Genomic DNA, 18,123 nt, shown 5'->3' with positions numbered 1-18,123 from the left:
ACTCCTGTCCTAGGGTTCCCCCCCGAAATACCGCTTCACCAGCTCCCGGTTGCGGGGCAGCAGCGGCCCCTCCGAATGTCCCGCCTCCGCGTCGCCCTGGGCGCCCGTCCCCTGCCCGCCGCCGCCTCCGCCCCCCTCGCGCCGCTGGGGCTCCGCGGAACGCAGCCCCCACAGTCCCTGCGCCTCGCCGCCCTGTCCCTTGGGCAGGGGTTTGAAGGAGAGCCGCTCCGGGTCCATCTCCGCCTTCTCGCCGAAGACGAGCGGCTGGCTCTCTCCACCCCGTCCCGTGCCACCCTTGCCCGGCTTCGTCTGGCGGCTCGCGTGGCCGCCCTGGCGTCCCTGCCCCTCCCCCTCGCCCTCGCCCTGCCCTTCTCCGGGCCGCGAGCCGTTGCGCCCGGCGCCCTGGCCGAAGCGCTGCTCCAGCTCACGTTGGCGGCGCTCGAGCGTCTCGCGCAGGCTGGCCACCTCGTCACGCGAGCGCACGCCCTCGCCGGAGCCCCCCTGCTTCGCCTGCCCCTGGCCGGTGCCACCATCCCCCGCGCCCGGGGCGCCCCCTGCGTTGCCGGAGGAAGGGTGCTCATTGCCCTGGCCCTGCTGGGACTGCGCGGCGTTGTCGGCGCTCAGGGCCATCAGCGCGTTCTCGAGGGCCTCGCGCTCCCGGGCGGCGGCCTCGGCTCCGGCGGCGGCATCCAGCGACTCCGCCAGGTCCCGGGCGGCCTCGGACGCGGCGGCCAGCTCGGCGGCGGCCTTCGCGGCACGGGCCTCGAGCGACTTCTCCAGGCTGTCGGCGGCCTCCCAGTCGGCAGAGTCGAAGCGGCCCTCGGCGACCTCCTCGGACAGCCGGCGCAGCTCGTCCTCCAGGGGGGTGCCCAGCGGCTCCTCGCGGGAGAGGGCCTCGGCCTTGGCCTGCACGGCGGCCACCTTCGCCGCGGCGGCCGCGTTGGCGGGGCGCACCTGACGGGCGGGCAGCGGCAGGAGGAAGCCCACCGCGAGGAAGACGAGCGCCGCGAGCAACGCCCCGGCCGGGCGCTTCCAGGCCACCGGGGGCAGCGTCACCGCGCGGGCGTACTGGTTGGCGGAGAGCTCCCACTCGCCCACGGGGCGCTCCAGCCGGGTGAGCAGCAGGCCGCCCGCGCCGGCCGAACGGTCCGCCAGCACCGCCGCGTGTGTCAGGGACACGCTCCGGGCGCGGCAGCGGACGAACCACCACGCGCCCGCGGCGAGCAGCGGCACCGGCAGCACCCAGGCGGCGGCATCGCGCAACAACAGGCGGGCCAGCACACACCCGGTGGCGGCGGCCCACACGGGGGCAATGCCCGCCTCGGCCCAGATGACGGCATTGAGGCGCCGCCGCACGCGCCGGACGGGAGCGAGGACGAGGGCCTGCAGGCGGCGTTCATCGCTGGCGGGCATGAGAGCTTCCGAGTCTCGGACAGTCAGCCGCCCTTCCACAAGCCACCTGCTCCAGGGAGTTCCCCCGAGACGAGGGGATGGGGCAGCTGGTTCCAAACCATTGCACCCATGCACGACGGGGCCCCGGCCTTCGAGTCGCCGGAGCCCCGCGTCGCCTTCAACGTCCCGTGGCTACTGCTGGAACTGACCGTCCTGGTTCTGGCTGCCCGGGTCCTGGCTCTGGGTGCCCGGGTCCTGGCTGCCGCCCGTGCCCAGGCCGCGGCTCGTCACGTCCACGCGCAGCGCCGTCGGCTCTCCGCCGATGTCCTGGTACGAGGCGCGCACCTGACTGCCCTCGGCGATGTCCGCGGGGGAGCCCTGACGCCCATCCACCAGCACCTGCGTCTGCTCGTTGAGCTGCAGGCGGATCTGCGGCTGCCCCGCCCCACCCGCGCTGCTCAACAGCAGCTCATCCGGGCTCGAGCTGCACCACCTGGCCCGTCACCAGCTGCTGCTGCTGCTGGCTCCCCTGCTGCTGGGCGCTCTGCTGCTGGGTGCGCGCCGTCTGCTCCTGCTGCTGGGCGGCCTGCTGCTGGGCCTGCGCCATCTCCTGCTGCTGCTGGCGCTGGGCCTCCAGGGCCTGCTGCTGGGACTGCTGGATCTCCGCCTGGGCCTGCGTTGCCTGATTGCTGGCCTGCTGCTGGGCCGTCTGGGCCTCCTGGAACTCCTTCTGGGCCTTGGCCTCGGCCTCCTGGAGCTCCTGCCGGGCCTTCTCCACGTCCTGGCGGGCGTCCGCGACGTGCTTCTGCTCATCGGCCGCCCGGGCCTGGACCTCCTTGGCCTGCTCCATCGCCTGCTGCGAGCGCTCCTGCGCCGACTCCACCTGGGCGCGCGCATCGCCCTGGATGTCCTGCTGCTGTTGCTGCCCCTGCTGCTTGCAACCGGCGGTGACCAGCAGCGCGGCCACGCCAGCGGTCAACCACCCCGAACCCTTGAACATGGAAACCCCTCCTGTCGATTACGAGACAGGCCAAAGATGGCGCCCGTCCTCGCGACGCCAACCCGGGGTGATCCAAAGGGTGGCTGCTCCGGCAGGCTGCCCTCCAGGCGGGGGGTCCACCTGGAATGGGGGACTCCCACACCCGGGGTGAAACCAGACGGCTGGGGCGAGAAAATTTCCGCGTCACCGGAAAGCAGCCCCTAGCATACACGGTTTTGAGTCGGATTAGCGACGTTGACTGTACTACCGGTTCCCACACACGATCTGCAGTCAACGGCAGCCCATACAGGGGGGCCGCTCCATCCGCAGCAACGTTGAGGTGAAGAGCGAATGACGCTGAAACAAGCGTTGATTTCGGGGTGCGCACTCGCACTCCTTTCCGTCGAAGCCAAGGCGCAGGAGCAGGGCACGGAGGCGCCGCAGCCCGCGGCGCCGCAGCCTGCCGAAGCCCAGCCCGTGGCCCCCGTGGCTCCGGCCCCGGCCAACACGCGCACCATCACCGGCAAGGTGCTGGACGCGCTGACCAATGACGGCCTGCCCATGGTGCGCGTCATCATCAAGGGCACCACCAAGGGCGTGGAGACGGAGCTCGACGGCACCTTCACCCTGGAAATCCCCAAGGGCCCGGTGACGCTGCTCTTCTCCAGCCAGGACCACAAGCAGCGCGAGGTCACCGTCGGGGCCAACCGCGACACCGTGACGGCGTCGCTGGACGCCACCTTCGTCGAGGAGATGGTCGTCGTCGGCCGCGCCAGCGAGCTGGCGCGCAAGCACGCGGCCAACTCGGTGGCCTCGGTGAAGGCCGAGGATCTCAACCGCGCGCCCGCCTCCACGGTGGACCAGGCGCTGCAGGGCAAGGTGGCCGGCGCCAACATCCAGAGCAACTCGGGTGCTCCGGGCGGCGGCATGCAGCTGCGCATGCGCGGCGTCTCCACCATCAACGGCTCGAGCGCGCCGCTCTACGTGGTGGACGGCGTCATCATCAGCGACGTGGCCATCGCCTCCGGCGTCTTCGAGGTCACCGGCTCGGTGAGCGGCTCCAACCCCGCGGCCACCCAGGACAACCAGGTCAACCGCATCGCGGACCTCAACCCCAACGACATCGAGAGCATCGAAGTCCTCAAGGGTGCCTCCGCCGCGGCCATCTACGGCTCCAAGGCCACCAACGGCGTGGTCATCATCACCACCAAGCGCGGCAAGTCCGGCGCTCCCCAGCTCTCCCTCACGCAGCGCGTGGGCTCCTACCAGCTCGCCAACAAGCTGGGCAGCCGCCGCATCGACGACGTGGCCGAGGCCACCGAGGTCTTCGGCGCCAAGGCCGCCGACTACTTCCAGCCCGGCCGCATCTACGACCACGAGGAGCAGCTCGCCTCCAACCGCAAGCTCTCCTACGAGACGCTCGCCAGCGTGAGCGGCACCTCCGGGGACACCCGCTACTACGCCTCGGCCATGGTGAAGGATGATGAGGGCATCATCACCAACACCGGCTACGAGAAGCAGAGCTTCCGCCTCAACCTGGGGCAGAAGTTCGGCAGCGACGTGGAGGTGAACACCGCCACCACCTTCATCCACTCGCTGGGTGCGCGCGGCCTCACCAACAACGACAACAACAACGTGTCGTACCACATGGTGCTGCCCTCCACGCCCAACTTCGTGGACCTGCAGGCCAGCCGCGACGGCACCTACCCCGTCAACCCCTTCCTGCCCAACGGCTCCAACCCGCTGCAGACCGCGGCCCTCATGCGCAACAACGAGGACGTGTGGCGTCTGATGGGCGCGGCCGACGCGACGTGGAACGCCTACAAGAGCGACACCCAGAACCTCAAGTTCAAGGCCAACCTGGGCGTGGACCGCTTCCAGCAGAAGAACGAGCTGCTCTTCCCCAACGAGCTCCACTTCGAGCCGGTGGATGATGGCAAGGCGGGCACCTCGCTCTTCGCCACCAGCGAGGTCCTCAACCTCAACACCAGCGTCAACGTCATCCACTCCTACAAGCCTGCTTCCGGGGCGCTGAGCGCCAACACCTCGGCCGGCTTCCAGTTCGAGCAGCGCAGCCTGGACTCCACGTACATCACCAGCCGGGATCTCACGGCCGGCCAGCCCAACGTGGACTCCGGCACCCAGGTGGGCGTGCGCCAGAACCGCCAGCTCGTGCGCGACCGCAGCTTCTTCCTCCAGGAGGAGATGCTGCTGATGGACGAGCGCCTCACCCTCGTGGGCTCGGTGCTCGGCGAGCAGAGCAGCAACAACAGCAACGCGGACCAGGTCTTCTTCTACCCGAAGATCGCCACGGCCTACCGCCTGCCCAACCTGCACCCCGCCGTCAACGAGCTGAAGGTCCGCCTCGCCTACGGTGAGACGGGCAACCAGCCGCAGTACGGCATGCGCTACAACGCCTGGAGCGCCAGCAACAACATCGGCGGCAACTCCGGCATCATCGGCACGGGTGTCGCGGCCGCCGCGGACCTCCGTCCCGAGCGCCAGGGTGAAATCGAAGCCGGTGTGGACGCGCTGCTCTTCAACGGCAACGCCGTGGTGGAGCTCACCGTCTACCAGCGCACCATCAACGACATGCTGCTGCAGCGCGCGGTGGCCCCGTCCACCGGCTACACCACCGAAATCTTCAACGGTGGCGAGCTGCAGAACCGCGGCGTGGAGGCGATGCTCCAGCTCACCCCGGTGAAGACGGACAAGTGGGAGTGGGTGTCCAACACCACCTTCGCCCTCAACCGCAGCACGGTCACCAGCATGCCCGTGCCGGCCTTCACCGTCGGCGGCTTCGGCACCAGCCTGGGCGCCTTCCGCATCGAGGAGGGCGCGAGCGCCACGCAGATCATCGGCCGCGTTCCCCGCGCGGACGGCACCTGCTGCGACATCCAGAAGATTGGCGACACCGAGCCGGACTTCCGCATGGCCTTCGCCAACACGGTGAAGTACGGCAACTTCGCCCTCTCCTTCCTGCTCGACTGGCAGCAGGGCAGCGACGTCATCAACCTGACGCGCTTCCTGTACGACGCCTCCGCCAACACGCGCGACTACGAGGCCAACGGCGCCAAGCGCCAGAAGGACTGGGCGACCAACGCCGCCGTGTACGTGGAGGACGCCTCCTTCCTCAAGGTGCGTGAGGTCTCCCTCACCTACAACCTGCCCGAGAGCTACGCCACGCGTATCCCCGGGGTGAAGTCGGCCCGGCTGACCGTCAGCGGCCGCAACCTCTTCACGTTCACCAACTACTCGGGTCTGGATCCCGAGGTGAGCAACTTCGGCAACCAGGCCATCGCCCGCAACATCGACGTGGCCCCCTTCCCGCCCAGCCGTAGCTTCTGGACGTCCATCGACCTGGGGTTCTGAGGACCATGAAAATCCGCAACATGAAGAAGATGACCACGATGGCCCTGGCGCTGTGCGCCACCATGGGCCTGGGCGGCTGCGACATGACGGTCCCGGACCTCAACAATCCGGGCGTCGAGTCCATCCGCGACAACCCCACGCGCTCCAGCGTCCTGAGCGCCACCACGGGCCTGCTCATCGGGCACCGCAACGGCAAGGGCGCGCAGAACGGGCTCATCTCCCAGCTCGGCGTGCTCGGCCGCGAGAGCTACATCCTCGACACGGCGGATCCCCGCTACGTGAGCGAGCTGCTCTCCGGTGAGCACCTGGATCCGGGCAGCCCGGCCTTCGGCGGCAACTTCTGGGCCGGCCCCTACCTCAACATCCGCAACGCCCACACGGTGCTGGATGCCACGGAGAAGGTGACCGGCATCACCGAGGCCGAGAAGAACGCCATCCAGGGTTTCGCCAAGACGATCCAGGCCCTGGACTTCCTCACCCTCATCCTCACCCGGGACGTCGAGGGCGCGCCCATCGACGTGAACCGCAAGCTGGGGGACGACCTGGCCCCCATCGCGAGCAAGGCGGAGGTGTACAACCACATCGCCACGCTGCTGGATGACGCCAAGACGGACCTGCTGGGCGGCGGGGACAAGTTCCCCTTCAAGGTGAGCGCTGGCTTCACCGGCTTCGACAAGCCCGCCAGCTTCCTGAAGTTCAACCGCGCGGTGCGCGCCCGGGTGGCCGTCTACATGGAGCAGTGGGCCACGGCGCAGACCGCCCTGGACGAGTCGTTCCTCGACGAGACCGGCGATCTCGACACGGGCGTGTACCTCGTGTTCAGCGGGGCCTCGGGTGACACGGCCAACGGCCTCAACAGCGCCAACATCTACGCCAACCCGGCGCTGCTGAAGAACACGGACGGCTCCACGCGTGAGGACGCCCGTCTGGCTCGCAAGACCACCCTGGCGGACGAGGAGCGCAAGTGGCAGGGCATCACCACGAACGTGCTCTTCACCGTCTACCCGGACAACGAGGCCTCGCTGCCCCTCATCCGCAATGAGGAGCTCATCCTCCTGCGGGCCGAGGCCTACATGAAGCAGGAGAACTACACGGAGGCCACGCGCCTGCTCGACATCATCCGGACCGAGTCGGGCAACCTGCCCCCGCTTCCGGAAGTGCTGAGCGACCCGAAGCTCATGGAGGACGAGCTGCTCGAGCAGCGCCGCTTCTCCCTGCTCTTCGAGGGCCACCGGTGGATCGACATGCGCCGCTACAACCGCCTGGAGGAGCTGCGCCTGGAGGATCCCGCGGGCGTGAGCTTCAAGGTGCACCACCACTTCCCGCACCCGGTCTCCGAGACCGACGCGCGGAAGTAATCCTCCCTCTTCAGGGCAATGAGTTGAGGGAATGAGCGGGCGGGCATCCACGCGATGCCCGCCCGCTTCGTTTTATGATGGGGGCTCCAATGAGTGCCCCTACGAGTGGTCCCATCCTCGGCATCGACTTCGGCACGACCAACACGGCGGCGGCGTTCTTCGACCGGCAGGGCAAGCTGAAGCTGGTGCCCGTGTCGGACAAGAACTTCATCCTCCCGTCGGTGGCCTGGTACCACGCCGCGGACAAGGCGATTGTCGGCCCCGCCGCGCGCCGGCAGATCATCGACGACCCGCGCCACACCATCTTCGGCAGCAAGCGCTTCCTCGGGCGGCGCTACCAGTCCGAGTACGTGCAGAAGCACCGCGAGCGCTTCGCCTTCCACCTGGTGGAGGGCACGGACGGCTACTGCGCGGTGAAGGTGTACAACCGGGTGACGCCGCTCAACGAGGTGGCGTACTTCATCCTCCGGCACATCCTCACGCTGGCCAACCACGCCGCGGGAGAGCCCTTCTCCGAGTGCGTCCTGACGGTGCCGGCCCACGCGAGCATCCGCCAGCGCGAGGCGGTGCGCCACGCGGCCGAGCGCGCGGGCCTGAAGGTGCGGGCCATCATCAACGAGCCCACCGCCGCGGCGCTCTACTACGCCAACCTGCGCAGCCCGGAGCAGACGGTGATGGTGTTCGACCTGGGCGGCGGCACCTTCGACGCCACGCTCATGTCCGTGCAGAACCGGGTGGTGAAGGTGCTGGCCACCGGCGGTGATGCCTTCCTCGGCGGCGCCAACTTCGACGAGTGCATCGTCGAGCACCTGGCCGAGGAGTTCCACCGGCAGCACGGCGTGGATCTGCGCGGCAACAAGATCGTCATGCAGCGGCTCGTCTTCGCCGCCGAGTCCGTGAAGATTCAGCTCTCCCGGGCCGAGGTGGCGGAGCTGCGCGTGCCCTGCATCACCCAGGGGCCGGACGGCGGCTTCCTGGACTTCCAGTTCCGCCTCACCCGCAAGCGGCTGGAGGAGATGACGTCCCGGCTCATCGAGCGCACCGTGTCCGCCTGCGACGAAGTGCTGGAGCGCGCGGGCCTGAAGCCGCAGCAGGTGGACGAGCTGGTGCTGGTGGGCGGCCAGACGCGCATGCCCGCCATCCGCGAGCGCCTCTCGCACTTCCGCCGCTTCTCCTCGGAGAAGGACGTGCACCCGGAACTGGGCGTGGCGGTGGGCGCCGCCATCCTGGGCCGCAACCTGTCCCGGCCCGGCGGCACCGGCCTCATGGACGTGGTGCCCATGCCCGTGAGCGTCATGCTCCCCGGCGGCGCCACCCACGAGGTCATCTCCGCCAACACCCCGGTGCCCTGCCGCAAGTCCGTGTCCCTGGAGTCCCTGCCGCCCGGCCCCACGCCCCTGCCCGTGCTCGTCTTCGAGTCCCTGGACACCACCAGCGTGGACCGGGAGGTGCTCGGCACCCTCCAGGTGGGCCCCGAGTGGCGCTGCGGCGGCGCGCCCCGGCTCGAGCTGCACATGGGACAGGACTTCGTCCTCCGGGCCTACCTCGCCGCGGGCGACGGCAAGCCCGTCCCCGCGCCCATCATCGACGCGACGCCTCAAATGAGAGCGCCCCGGGCCGCGGCTTCTTGAGCCACGGCACCGGGGCGGGATTCAAACCGGGGTGAGCGGAACCCTCACCCGGGGATGGTGACGCGTCACTGCACCGCGAAGACCAGGTCGTCGTGGTCGTCGTACCCGCCCGGGCTGCACGAGGACGCGGTGCCGTTGTAGCGGAAGTTCGCACGCACCGCCTGCAGGGTGGTTCCTCCGGCGGGCAGCGTGTAGTTGGCGGTGATGGTGCGCGCCCCGCTACCGGCCGGCTTGTACGAGCCGATGAGCGTCCACACCGGGCTGCTGGCGTTCGCCGCGTAGTACAGGTCCAGCGTGTCCGCCGTGCTGGAGTAGGCCCACACCGTGGCCGTCACCGTCACCTGCTTGCCGCGCGCCATGGTCGTCCCGTCCGTCGTGGCCACCTTGAGGCGGTCGTTGGACTCGTCCGAGTGGTAGGTGCCGGAGGTGCCATCCACGCACGTGCCGCCGATGGTGTTGGGGCGGTTCACCTCGGGGCCCAGGCCGCCGCGGCCGTTGAGCAGCGTACCCGAGTCGCAGCCCGCGCCCACCGCCGCGCACTTGGGCGCCTTGAGCGTCGCGTCGAAGGTCGCCGTGTTGACGGTGCCGCCGCCACCACCGCTGTCCACCGGCGGAGGCGTGTTGCCCGTGGTCGCGCCCTTGGCCAGCTCACCCATGAAGGACACCGCCAGCCTGGCGAACTTCACCGAGTTGCTCGCGTTGCCCTGGGTCGCATTCGTCAGCGTGTCGTTCGCCGTGTGGATGTACGGGCTGGACGTGCTCATCGTCGCCTCGAAGGGCATCGACGTGGGGAATCCCCTGGCGTGCCACGAGGCGTGGTCCGAGCAGCCGTAGCCGCACGTGATGTTGGTGTACATCATCCCCGGCTGGTACGTGGAGATGAGGCTGGTGACGAAGGAGTTCTGCGCCGCGTTGGTGTTGTCCGTCACCATCGCGAAGTCGTAGGCGGAGCCCTTGTAGTTGGTCATGTCGAGCTGCAACACGCCCACCACGTTCACCGCGTTGTTCACGTGCCACGTGGCGATGTCGGCCGAGCCCCTCAGGCCGATCTCCTCGGCGGCATAGGCCATGAACTTCACCGTGCGCGCCGGCTTGTAGCCGTTGGCCACCGCCACCCGGAAGGCCTCGGTGAGCGAGGCCACGCCCGAGGCGTCGTCATCCGCGCCCGGCGCGGCGCCGGTGGAGCTGCCGCCGTTGATGGAGTCCAGGTGCCCGCCGATCACCACCACCTCGTTGGGGTGCGTGGTGCCGGTGATGGTGGCGATGACGGACGGCTGCGGCGAGGTGGTGCTCGCGTGCGTGAAGAGCGCCACCGAGATGTCGGCGCGGCCGTTCGCGATGGTGGTCCACTGGGTCTTCAGCCAGTTGGCCGCGTCGATGCCCGACTGCACGTTGTAGCGGCGCGTGGTCCAGTTGGTGGACAGCGAGTTGATGGTGTTGCGGATGTTGAGCTCCTGCACGCCGCTCATCATCGCGTTCACCGACGCGCTGTTGTTGAGGCTGTAGCTCACGAGCGACGCCAGCGGCTGCGGAGCGGTGCTGCCCTCCAGCGCCGCGCGCGCCTCCGCCTCGGTGTCATGGGAGATGAAACCCGCGCACCGGTTGAGCTTGTCGTGCATCGCCTCGGACAGCTTCTCGAGCTGCGACTCGGGCACGCGCAGCACCGCCACCCCGCCCTTCTCGAGCGCCGGAGCGGGCAGCGTCAGGCCCTTCTCCTTGAACGAAGCGCGCGCGGGCTCCAGCGCGTCCGACCCGATGGTGATCCACACCTGCTTCTCCTGCGGGGCGGCCTCCGCGAACGCGGGGGCTGCACACGCAAGCAATGCGACGATCGGTCCGAACTTCTTGATAGCCATTCACTTCTCCTGGCGCTGGTGCTTCCGCGGGGGGGGAAATTCCGCGAACCGGAAGGATCCGTTTCGCGAGAAAGGCGGACTTATCCACCAACACGAGAACTTATTGTACCCCAGGCACGTCCGGAAATAACCTGGAGTGTAGGGTCGAGAACCCACTCGGGAAGAGACGCGCGAAGCGATGTCGCCGTGCGGCAATGCTTTCAAGGTCAACGAATTCATCCCCGTGGCACAGGCGTCCAGGAGGCACGGTGGAGCCGTTCCTCGTGAGCATCGGCTGGTACAACGTCGCCGCGGGGCTCGCGCTCTTCGCCCTGCTCTCCCCTCGCATCGGCCAGAAGGTGCTCGGCGAGTGGTGCCGGCTCACGGCGGCGCCCTACTCCCTGGGAGACCATGGCGCGCTCTGGTTGTGGTGGGCCGCGCTCACCAACCTCTTCTTCGGCGCGGTGAACGTGCTGGCGGCCGGCTGGGAGCCCGCGGCGCAACGCGCGATCGCCTGGCTCGATCTGGCCGTCTACGTCCCCTTCCTCGTGCTCGCGCTGGGGGCGCTGCGCTCGCCCCGCTACGGCCGGGGAGTCTGGGTGGCCGTCCCCCTGTTCGGTGGGTGGATCGCCTGGAACCTCCACGCGCTCCTCGGCTGAGCGGGCAGGCGGGGCTGAAGTGAACGCCGGGCCCCAGGCGTTACCCATTCGTGGTACCACGCGGCCACGGCGGGGTGGGATTCGCCTTCCCCAGCGCCGTGACAAGGGTTTCAAGGATGCAGCCAGGAGAGGCACTCTTCGTCCACCCGGCCTTGAAGATCAGACCGTGCGAGTGGGGCTATGGCGTCTTCACGGACGAGGCCATCCCCGAGGGCACCATCCTCGAGGAGTGCCATTACCTCAAGGTGCCCTTCCGCTCCGTGCGCAACTCCGACCTGTCGGACTACGTCTTCAACATCGAGTGGGGCCCGCACGAGGAGGACCGGGGCGGCGAGTGGGTGGCGATCGTCATGGGGTCCGGGATGATCTTCAACCACGCGCAGGAGCCCAACGTGTCCTACTACCGGGGCTTCCAGAAGGGCCATTCGCCCAAGGACGTCTTCACCTTCTACGCCCTGCGGGACATCGAGGCCGGCGAGCAGCTCTGCATCAGCTACGGGGAGAACTGGTGGAAGACGCGCGGCCAGAACATGCCCTGAGCCGGGGAGGGCCCGGCTTGTCGCTCCCCGAGGGCCCATGACATAAACTCCGCATGCGCATTGGTCGTCTTGGACTCCTGGGTCTGGCCACGCTGGTGGCCGCGTGCGAGAAGCAGCCCCCCACTCCCCCCGCGACGTACCGGGTGGGAGGAACGATCGCCGGACTCTCCGGCGGCAACCTCACCCTCCAGCTCAACGGGCAGCAGAGCCTCACCCGGGGCGCGGATGGGCCGTTCTCGTTCGAGACCCCGCTGGCGGACCGGAGCGACTACGCGGTGACGGTGGCCGCCACGCCCCCGGAGCAGGACTGCTCCGTCGAGGGCGGGACGGGCAAGGTGGCCGGCGCGGACGTGAATTCCGTCCAGGTGCGCTGCGCGACGCGGACGTACACGCTCGGGGGCACGGTGGAGGGCCTGCGTGGAACGCTCGGGCTGAGCCTCGGAGGCGAGACGCTCCAGGTCACCACGAACGGGGCCTTCACCTTCGCGACGAAGCTGCCGCGCGGCGGCGCGTACACGGTGGGCGTGGCCACCCAGCCCGCGAACCAGCGCTGCACCGTGTCCAACGGGAGCGGGACGGTGGCCGGCAACGTGGCGGACCTCTCCGTCCGGTGCGCCGACTGGTACACGCTGGACACCTTCCAGGCCGCCACCGTCGTCCTCGGCCAGGGCGACTTCACCAGCAAGGCGCCGGACCGGGGCGGCGGCACCGGCGCCGGCACCCTGAGAAATCCCCTGGGCAACCCGGCGTTCGCCCAGGGCCGGCTCTACGTCCCGGACACGGGCTCCAACCGGGTGCTCGGCTTCAACGGCATTCCCACGGCCAACGGCGCGAGCGCGGGCTTCGTCCTCGGCCAGGCGGACCTGGGGGACTTCGAGACCGGCAGTGGAGAGCAGGGCCTCGGCGCCCCGGAGGGCCTCTCCATTGACGCGGACCGGCTGGCGGTGGCGGACACGCGCAACAGCCGCGTCCTGCTCCACGCCACGCTCCCCGCCAGCACCGGGGCCACTCCCTCGCTCGTCGTCGGACAGCAGAGCCTCGCCCCCGAGGCCCGGCTTCCCGGGTGCGGGCGGACGTCGCTCTCCTTCCCGGAGGACGTGTTCCTCGGCCGCGGCAAGTTGCTCGTGGCCGACAGCGCCAACAACCGCGTCCTGGTGTGGAACACCGTGCCCACCACGAACGCGGCGCCGGCGGACCTCGTCCTCGGCCAGGGCTCGTTCATCACCTGCGTCGAGAACGACGCGAACGGCGATGGGGTGAGGGACGCCACCTCCGGCGCCACCACGCTCTGGAACCCCACCGGGGTGTGGACGGATGGCACCCGCCTCGTGGTGGCCGACAGCTACAACAACCGCGTGCTCCTCTGGAACCAGTTCCCCACCACCGACGGGCAGCCCGCGGACGTGGTCCTGGGCCAGGCGGACTTCACCTCGCGCGCCCCGGCCCTCACCGCCTCCGGGATGAACACGCCCTACACCGTCACCTCCACCGGGCTGCAGCTCTTCGTGACCGACAGCCAGCACCACCGCGTGCTGGTGTGGAACGCCCTCCCCACCTCCAACGGGACCCCGGCGGACTCCGTCCTCGGCCAGGCCGACTTCACCCACGCCAACCTCAACGATCCCACCACGGGCACCACCCCGAGCGGGCGCACCCTCAACCAGCCTGGAGGAGTGCTCCTCACCTGGCCCCACGTGGTGGTGTCGGACTACGGCAACCACCGGCTCCTCGTGTTCCAGAGCCGCTGAGCCCCCCGCCTGCCCCGGTTTCCCGCCTGCCCGGACGCTCCCCTGACGGGGGGCCTCCGCTTCCTGAGGAACCGGTACTTCCCCGGGGTCACGGACTATCCGAATTTCATCCTCCATGTATGATTACGCACATTCATGGGGAGAGGAGGGGATGACGTCGGAAGCTCCCTGAGCCGGAGCAACTGGCGAAGTCTCCTCGGCAGCGCTCCCCGAGCCTGAGTGCTTCGGTAGGGGACGTCGCCGGATGAAGAAGAACGAAGCTGCAGCCGTGAGTTGGTCCTCCTCCCCCTCCGTGGTGGTGGAGGAGGATCTGGACGAACGGACAATGGCCGCGGACATGGAGTCGCTCTTCGCGCCCGTCCCGCCACAGCCCCATACCTGGGATGGGCCCTCGAGCTCGGGGCACTCCAGCTCGGGCCACTCCAGCTCGGGCCACTCCAGCTCGGGGCTGTCGAACTCGGGGCTCTCGGGCTCGGGCTACTCCGGCTCCAACCCCTCGGGCTCCGGCTTCACGGGCCAAGGGGAGCAGGACGGCCACGCGCTCAAGCCGGGCACGCGCATCCAGCACTACGAGCTCATCCGCGAGCTGGGCAGCGGCGGCATGGGCACCGTCTTCCTGGCGCGAGACACGCGGCTGGGGCGGCGCGTGGCCATCAAGTTCCTGCACACCCAGGACGCGGACGTCACCAAGCGCTTCATCCTCGAGGCGCGCACCACGGCGCGCTGCAGCCACGAGAACATCGTCATCATCTACGAGGTCGGCGAGTCACAGGCCGGCCCGTTCATGGTGCTGGAGTTCCTCGAGGGCCAGCCGCTGATGAAGGTGATGGGCAAGCAGCGCCTGCCGCCCGCGCGCGCGGTGGAGCTGATGGTGCCGGTGGTGCGCGCGCTGGCGTGCGCCCACGAGCAGGGCATCGTCCACCGCGACCTCAAGCCGGAGAACATCGTGGTGACGAACGGGGGCGCCATCAAGGTGCTCGACTTCGGCATCGCCAAGGTGCTCCAGGGGGACGAGCCCAACGAGGGGCTGCTGGCCCAGGGCCAGAATGGCAAGCCCCAGCTTCCCTCCGCCGCGGAGCTGGGCGAGGACGTCTCCAACCTCACCCGCCGCGGCGCCATCATGGGCACCATGGCGTACATGGCCCCGGAGCAGTGGGGCATCGGCGTCCCCATCGACCACCGCGCCGACATCTGGGCCGTGGGCATCATGCTGTTCCGGATGATCGCCGGAAAGCACCCGTTGGATCCGCTGCGCGGGCCGCAGCTCATGGTCACGGCGATGATGGACGAGCTGATGCCGCGCCTGCAGAGCGTGGTGCCGGACGTGCCGCCGGACCTCGCCGCCGTCATCGACCGGTGTCTGCTCAAGCCCAAGGACGAGCGCTTCCCGGACGCCAACGCGCTGCTCAAGGCCCTGGAGCCCTTCCTGCCGGGGCGCTACAGCCGGGAGCTGCGCATCGACGAGAGCCCCTACGCGGGCCTCAGCTCCTTCCAGGAAGCGGACGCGGACCGCTTCTTCGGCCGCACGCGGGAAATCGCCGCCCTGGTCAACCGCATCAGCGACCGGCCGCTGCTGGCCATCGTGGGCCCGTCCGGCACGGGCAAGTCCTCCTTCGTGCGCGCGGGCCTGGTGCCCGTGCTCAAGCGCTCCGGCACGGCCTGGGAGTCGCTCGTCATCCGCCCCGGCCGCAACCCGCTGGCGGCCCTGGCCAACATCGTGGCGCCGCTGGTGAGCTCCTCCACCACCGTCGAGGAGGACATCGCCGAGCAGCAGCGGCTCGTCGAGCGCCTGTACGCGGAGCCCGGTTACGTGGGCAGCCTGCTGCGCAGCCGCGCCCGCCGCGAGCGCCGCAAGATTCTCCTCTTCATCGACCAGTTCGAGGAGCTCTACACGCTGGTGCCGGACGCGCGGGAGCGCCTGGCCTTCACCGCGTGCCTGTCGGGCATCGCGGACGACGCCACCTCGCCCATCCGCGTCATCCTCTCCATCCGCTCGGACTTCCTGGACCGGGTGCCGGAGGACGAGCAATTCATGGGCGAGTTGAGCCAGGGGCTCTACTTCCTCACCGCGCCCAACCGGGACGGTCTGCGGGACGCGCTGGTGCAGCCGGCGGAGATGGCCGGCTACCAGTTCGAGACGCCGGCCATGGTGGACAACATGCTGGAGCACCTGGACGCGAGCCAGGGCGCGCTGCCGCTGCTGCAGTTCGCGGCCACCCAGCTGTGGGAGTCGCGCGACACCAAGAACAAGCTGCTCACCGAGAGCGCCTACCAGTCCATCGGCGGCATCGCGGGCGCGCTCGCCACCCACGCCGACAGCGTGCTGGCGAGCATGACCAACGCGGAGCGCACGCTGGTGCGCGCCGTCTTCCTGCGCCTCGTCACCCCGGAGCGCACGCGCGCCATCGTCTCGGTGGACGAGCTGCGCGAGCTGACGAAGGACTCGGGGGAGATGCAGCGGCTCATCGACCACCTCGTCCAGGCGCGTCTGCTGGTGGTGCAGACGGGAGGCGGGGCCACGGGCGCGACGGTGGAAATCGTCCACGAGTCGCTGCTGCATAGCTGGCCCACGCTCAAGCGCTGGCTGGACGAGGGCCAGGAGGACGCGGGCTTCCTGGAGCAGCTGCGCAACGCGGCCCGGCAGTGGCAGGCCAAGAACTTCGACAGCAACCTGCTGTGGCGCGGAGAGATGGTGGAGGAGGCGCTGCGCTTCCAGCGGCGCTTCCGCGGGGAGCTGCCGCGGTTGCACCAGGACTACCTGGAGTCCGTCTTCGCGCAGGCGAAGAAGGGCCGGCGGCTGAGGAAGGCGCTGCTCTTCGGCGGTACCGCCTTCCTGGGAATGCTGGTCATCGCCGCGGCGGTGGCGCTGGTGGTCATCAGCAACGCGCAGCGGGAGGCCGAGCGCCAGGCGGAGGTGGCCCTCAAGGCGGAGGCCTCGGCACGCATCGCCGAGCAGACGGCGCGCAGTGCCGAGACGGAGGCCAAGCAGCGTCTGGCCGAGGTGCAGGCCAAGGAGTTGGAGCGCCAGAAGGCGCAGCAGGCGGCGGAGGCGGCCAACGCCCAGGTGGCGCTCGCCAACGAGGAGCTGCTCAGCAAGAACGACGAGTTGCTGCTGGCGCTCGAGCGGGCCCAGGAGGCCCAGTTGCGCGCCAAGGGCGCCAAGCGGCGCGCCGAGTCCAGTGCGCGCGAGGCGCGCCAGGCCAAGGAAGAAGCCATCAAGGCGGCGCAGAGTCTCGCCACGCTGTTGCGCCGCGAGCAGGAGCGCGCCCAGCGCCTGCAGTCCCAGCTCGGAAGTCCGGTCATCGAGGTCCTGAAGTGAGAACGGTGATGAACAGGTCCAGGTTCGCGCTCACCCTGTCCGCGGCGCTGCTCACGGTGTGGACGGCGCCCGCGCAGGCCCAGGCGTCCCGCGGCAAGCAGAAGGCCGCCGCGGTGCGCAAGCCCGTGAAGAAGCTGCCCGGTGCCAGCAAGGCCGGCACGAAGCTGTCCGGCGCCAGGAAGCCCGGCTCCAAGAAGCCCGGCGCCAGGCAGCGGCCCGGCGCCGTGGAGCAACCCGCCGACACGTCCCTGTCCGAGCTCCCCACCGCGTCCGACGCGCCCCTGGACGAGGCGCTCCCCGCGCCGGATCTGGCGCCTCCGCCCCCCTCGACGCAGCAGGCGGGCATCTCCTCCGAGGTCCTCGCGGACCGGCCCTGGGCCAAGGGCGTGTCGCCGGAGCAGCAGCAGGCCGCGATGGCGCTCTTCCAGTCCGCCAACGCGCTGCTCAAGGAGTCCGTCTTCGTCCAGGCCGTGGAGAAGTACCGCGCGGCGCTCGAGGCCTGGAAGCACCCGGCCATCCACTACAACCTGGCGCTGGCGCTGATGAACCTGGACCAGCCCGTCGAGGTCCACGAGCAGCTCGTGGAAGCGCTGCGCTACGGCCCCGCCCCCCTGGAGAACGAGAAGTACGAGTACGCCCGCAACTACAAGACGCTCATGGAGCGGCAGTTGGCCCGGGTGGACATCTCCTGTGACACGCCCGGCGCCACCGTGACGCTGGATGGCCAGACGCTGTTCGTCGCCCCCGGAAGGTACTCGGGGCTGGTGCGTCCCGGCGCCCACAGCATCGTCGCCACCAAGCAGGGCTTCCTCCCCACCGACCAGAGCCGCACGCTGCTGCCCGGTGAGACGGCGGCCCTCCAGTTGAAGATGTTCACCTCGGACGACCTCATCGAGTACCGCCGCAAGTGGGCCGCGTGGATGCCCTGGGTGGTGGCGGGCGCGGGCGTGGCCGTGGGCGCGGGCAGTGGCTGGCTCCACCTCCAGGCCCGCGACAGCCTGCGCGTCCTCGATGCCGGCGTCACGCAGTGCGGTGGCTGCTTCCTGACCCCCACCCTCGACTCCACCCTCACCCGGGGCAACACCTACCAGGCCCTGGCCATTGGCGGGTACGCCGTCGGCGGCGCCGCGCTCCTCACCGGCGCCGTGCTCGTCTATCTCAACCAACCCCAGCCGTTCCAGGTCGACCCCAACCAGAAGAAGGTGGAGGTCGTGGGTGTCGCGCCCCTCATCGGCGGCGGCACGGGCGGCATCCTCACCACCTTCCGTTTCTGAGCATTCCCCGAGAGCCT

12 protein-coding genes are annotated in these 18,123 nt (G+C 69.7%); 8 read left to right on the top strand and 4 right to left on the bottom strand.

Annotated elements, in window-relative coordinates; all coding sequences use genetic code 11:
* Positions 1–9 precede the first annotated feature (9 nt).
* The 3 genes from ACN28I_RS36630 to ACN28I_RS36620 form a co-directional block, all read right to left on the bottom strand.
* On the bottom strand, positions 10–1,413 hold the full coding sequence (locus tag ACN28I_RS36630; RefSeq protein ID WP_420946537.1) for a hypothetical protein: 1,404 nt from the start codon (positions 1,411–1,413) through the stop codon (positions 10–12).
* A gap of 171 nt (positions 1,414–1,584) precedes the next feature.
* A complete protein-coding gene (locus ACN28I_RS36625) occupies positions 1,585–1,854 on the bottom strand; it encodes a hypothetical protein (protein WP_420946536.1) in 270 nt (89 codons plus the stop codon).
* 7 nt (positions 1,855–1,861) lie between these two features.
* Entirely contained in the window at positions 1,862–2,392 is a 531-nt protein-coding gene (locus ACN28I_RS36620; protein ID WP_420946535.1) for a hypothetical protein, read from the bottom strand.
* 330 nt (positions 2,393–2,722) lie between these two features.
* Here ACN28I_RS36620 and ACN28I_RS36615 point away from each other — a divergent pair, with 330 nt between their 5' ends.
* The 3 genes from ACN28I_RS36615 to ACN28I_RS36605 all read left to right on the top strand — a co-directional run bounded on the left by ACN28I_RS36615 (position 2,723) and on the right by ACN28I_RS36605 (position 8,732).
* A complete protein-coding gene (locus ACN28I_RS36615; protein WP_420946534.1) occupies positions 2,723–5,743 on the top strand; it encodes a SusC/RagA family TonB-linked outer membrane protein in 3,021 nt (1,006 codons plus the stop codon).
* A 5-nt stretch (positions 5,744–5,748) separates the two neighbouring features.
* Positions 5,749–7,101, top strand: coding sequence for a RagB/SusD family nutrient uptake outer membrane protein (locus ACN28I_RS36610; RefSeq protein WP_420946533.1), 1,353 nt, complete (start codon positions 5,749–5,751; stop codon positions 7,099–7,101).
* Between the two features lie 89 nt (positions 7,102–7,190).
* Positions 7,191–8,732 (top strand): Hsp70 family protein, encoded by a 1,542-nt coding sequence (locus ACN28I_RS36605; protein ID WP_420946532.1) that lies wholly within the window; start codon positions 7,191–7,193, stop codon positions 8,730–8,732.
* 65 nt (positions 8,733–8,797) lie between these two features.
* On the opposite strand, the gene ACN28I_RS36600 is transcribed toward ACN28I_RS36605, so the two are convergent.
* Complete coding sequence (locus ACN28I_RS36600; RefSeq protein ID WP_420946531.1) at positions 8,798–10,588, bottom strand: M20/M25/M40 family metallo-hydrolase; 1,791 nt, start codon at positions 10,586–10,588, stop codon at positions 8,798–8,800.
* 248 nt (positions 10,589–10,836) lie between these two features.
* Here ACN28I_RS36600 and ACN28I_RS36595 point away from each other — a divergent pair, with 248 nt between their 5' ends.
* From ACN28I_RS36595 to ACN28I_RS36575, 5 genes are all read left to right on the top strand, one after another.
* Positions 10,837–11,226, top strand: coding sequence for a hypothetical protein (locus tag ACN28I_RS36595; RefSeq protein ID WP_420946530.1), 390 nt, complete (start codon positions 10,837–10,839; stop codon positions 11,224–11,226).
* A gap of 116 nt (positions 11,227–11,342) precedes the next feature.
* Positions 11,343–11,765 carry an SET domain-containing protein-lysine N-methyltransferase gene (locus tag ACN28I_RS36590; protein ID WP_420946529.1) on the top strand — a complete coding sequence of 141 codons (423 nt, stop codon included), beginning with the start codon at positions 11,343–11,345 and terminating at the stop codon, positions 11,763–11,765.
* Positions 11,766–11,818: 53 nt separating this feature from the next.
* A complete protein-coding gene (locus ACN28I_RS36585; RefSeq protein WP_420946528.1) occupies positions 11,819–13,513 on the top strand; it encodes an NHL repeat-containing protein in 1,695 nt (564 codons plus the stop codon).
* A 244-nt stretch (positions 13,514–13,757) separates the two neighbouring features.
* Positions 13,758–16,832: a protein kinase domain-containing protein gene (locus tag ACN28I_RS36580; protein ID WP_420946527.1), complete on the top strand. Its 3,075-nt coding sequence runs from the start codon at positions 13,758–13,760 to the stop codon at positions 16,830–16,832.
* Positions 16,833–16,840: 8 nt separating this feature from the next.
* Positions 16,841–18,106, top strand: a complete 1,266-nt coding sequence (locus tag ACN28I_RS36575; RefSeq protein ID WP_420946526.1) for a hypothetical protein — start codon at positions 16,841–16,843, stop codon at positions 18,104–18,106.
* The last annotated feature ends 17 nt before the right edge of the window (positions 18,107–18,123 follow it).

This window comes from Archangium gephyra (assembly GCF_049060025.1).
In the GTDB taxonomy this organism is placed as follows: Bacteria; Myxococcota; Myxococcia; order Myxococcales; family Myxococcaceae; genus Archangium; species Archangium gephyra_A.
The sequence above is the reverse complement of the archived record's forward strand: the minus strand, read 5'-3'. Positions and strand labels throughout refer to the sequence as shown.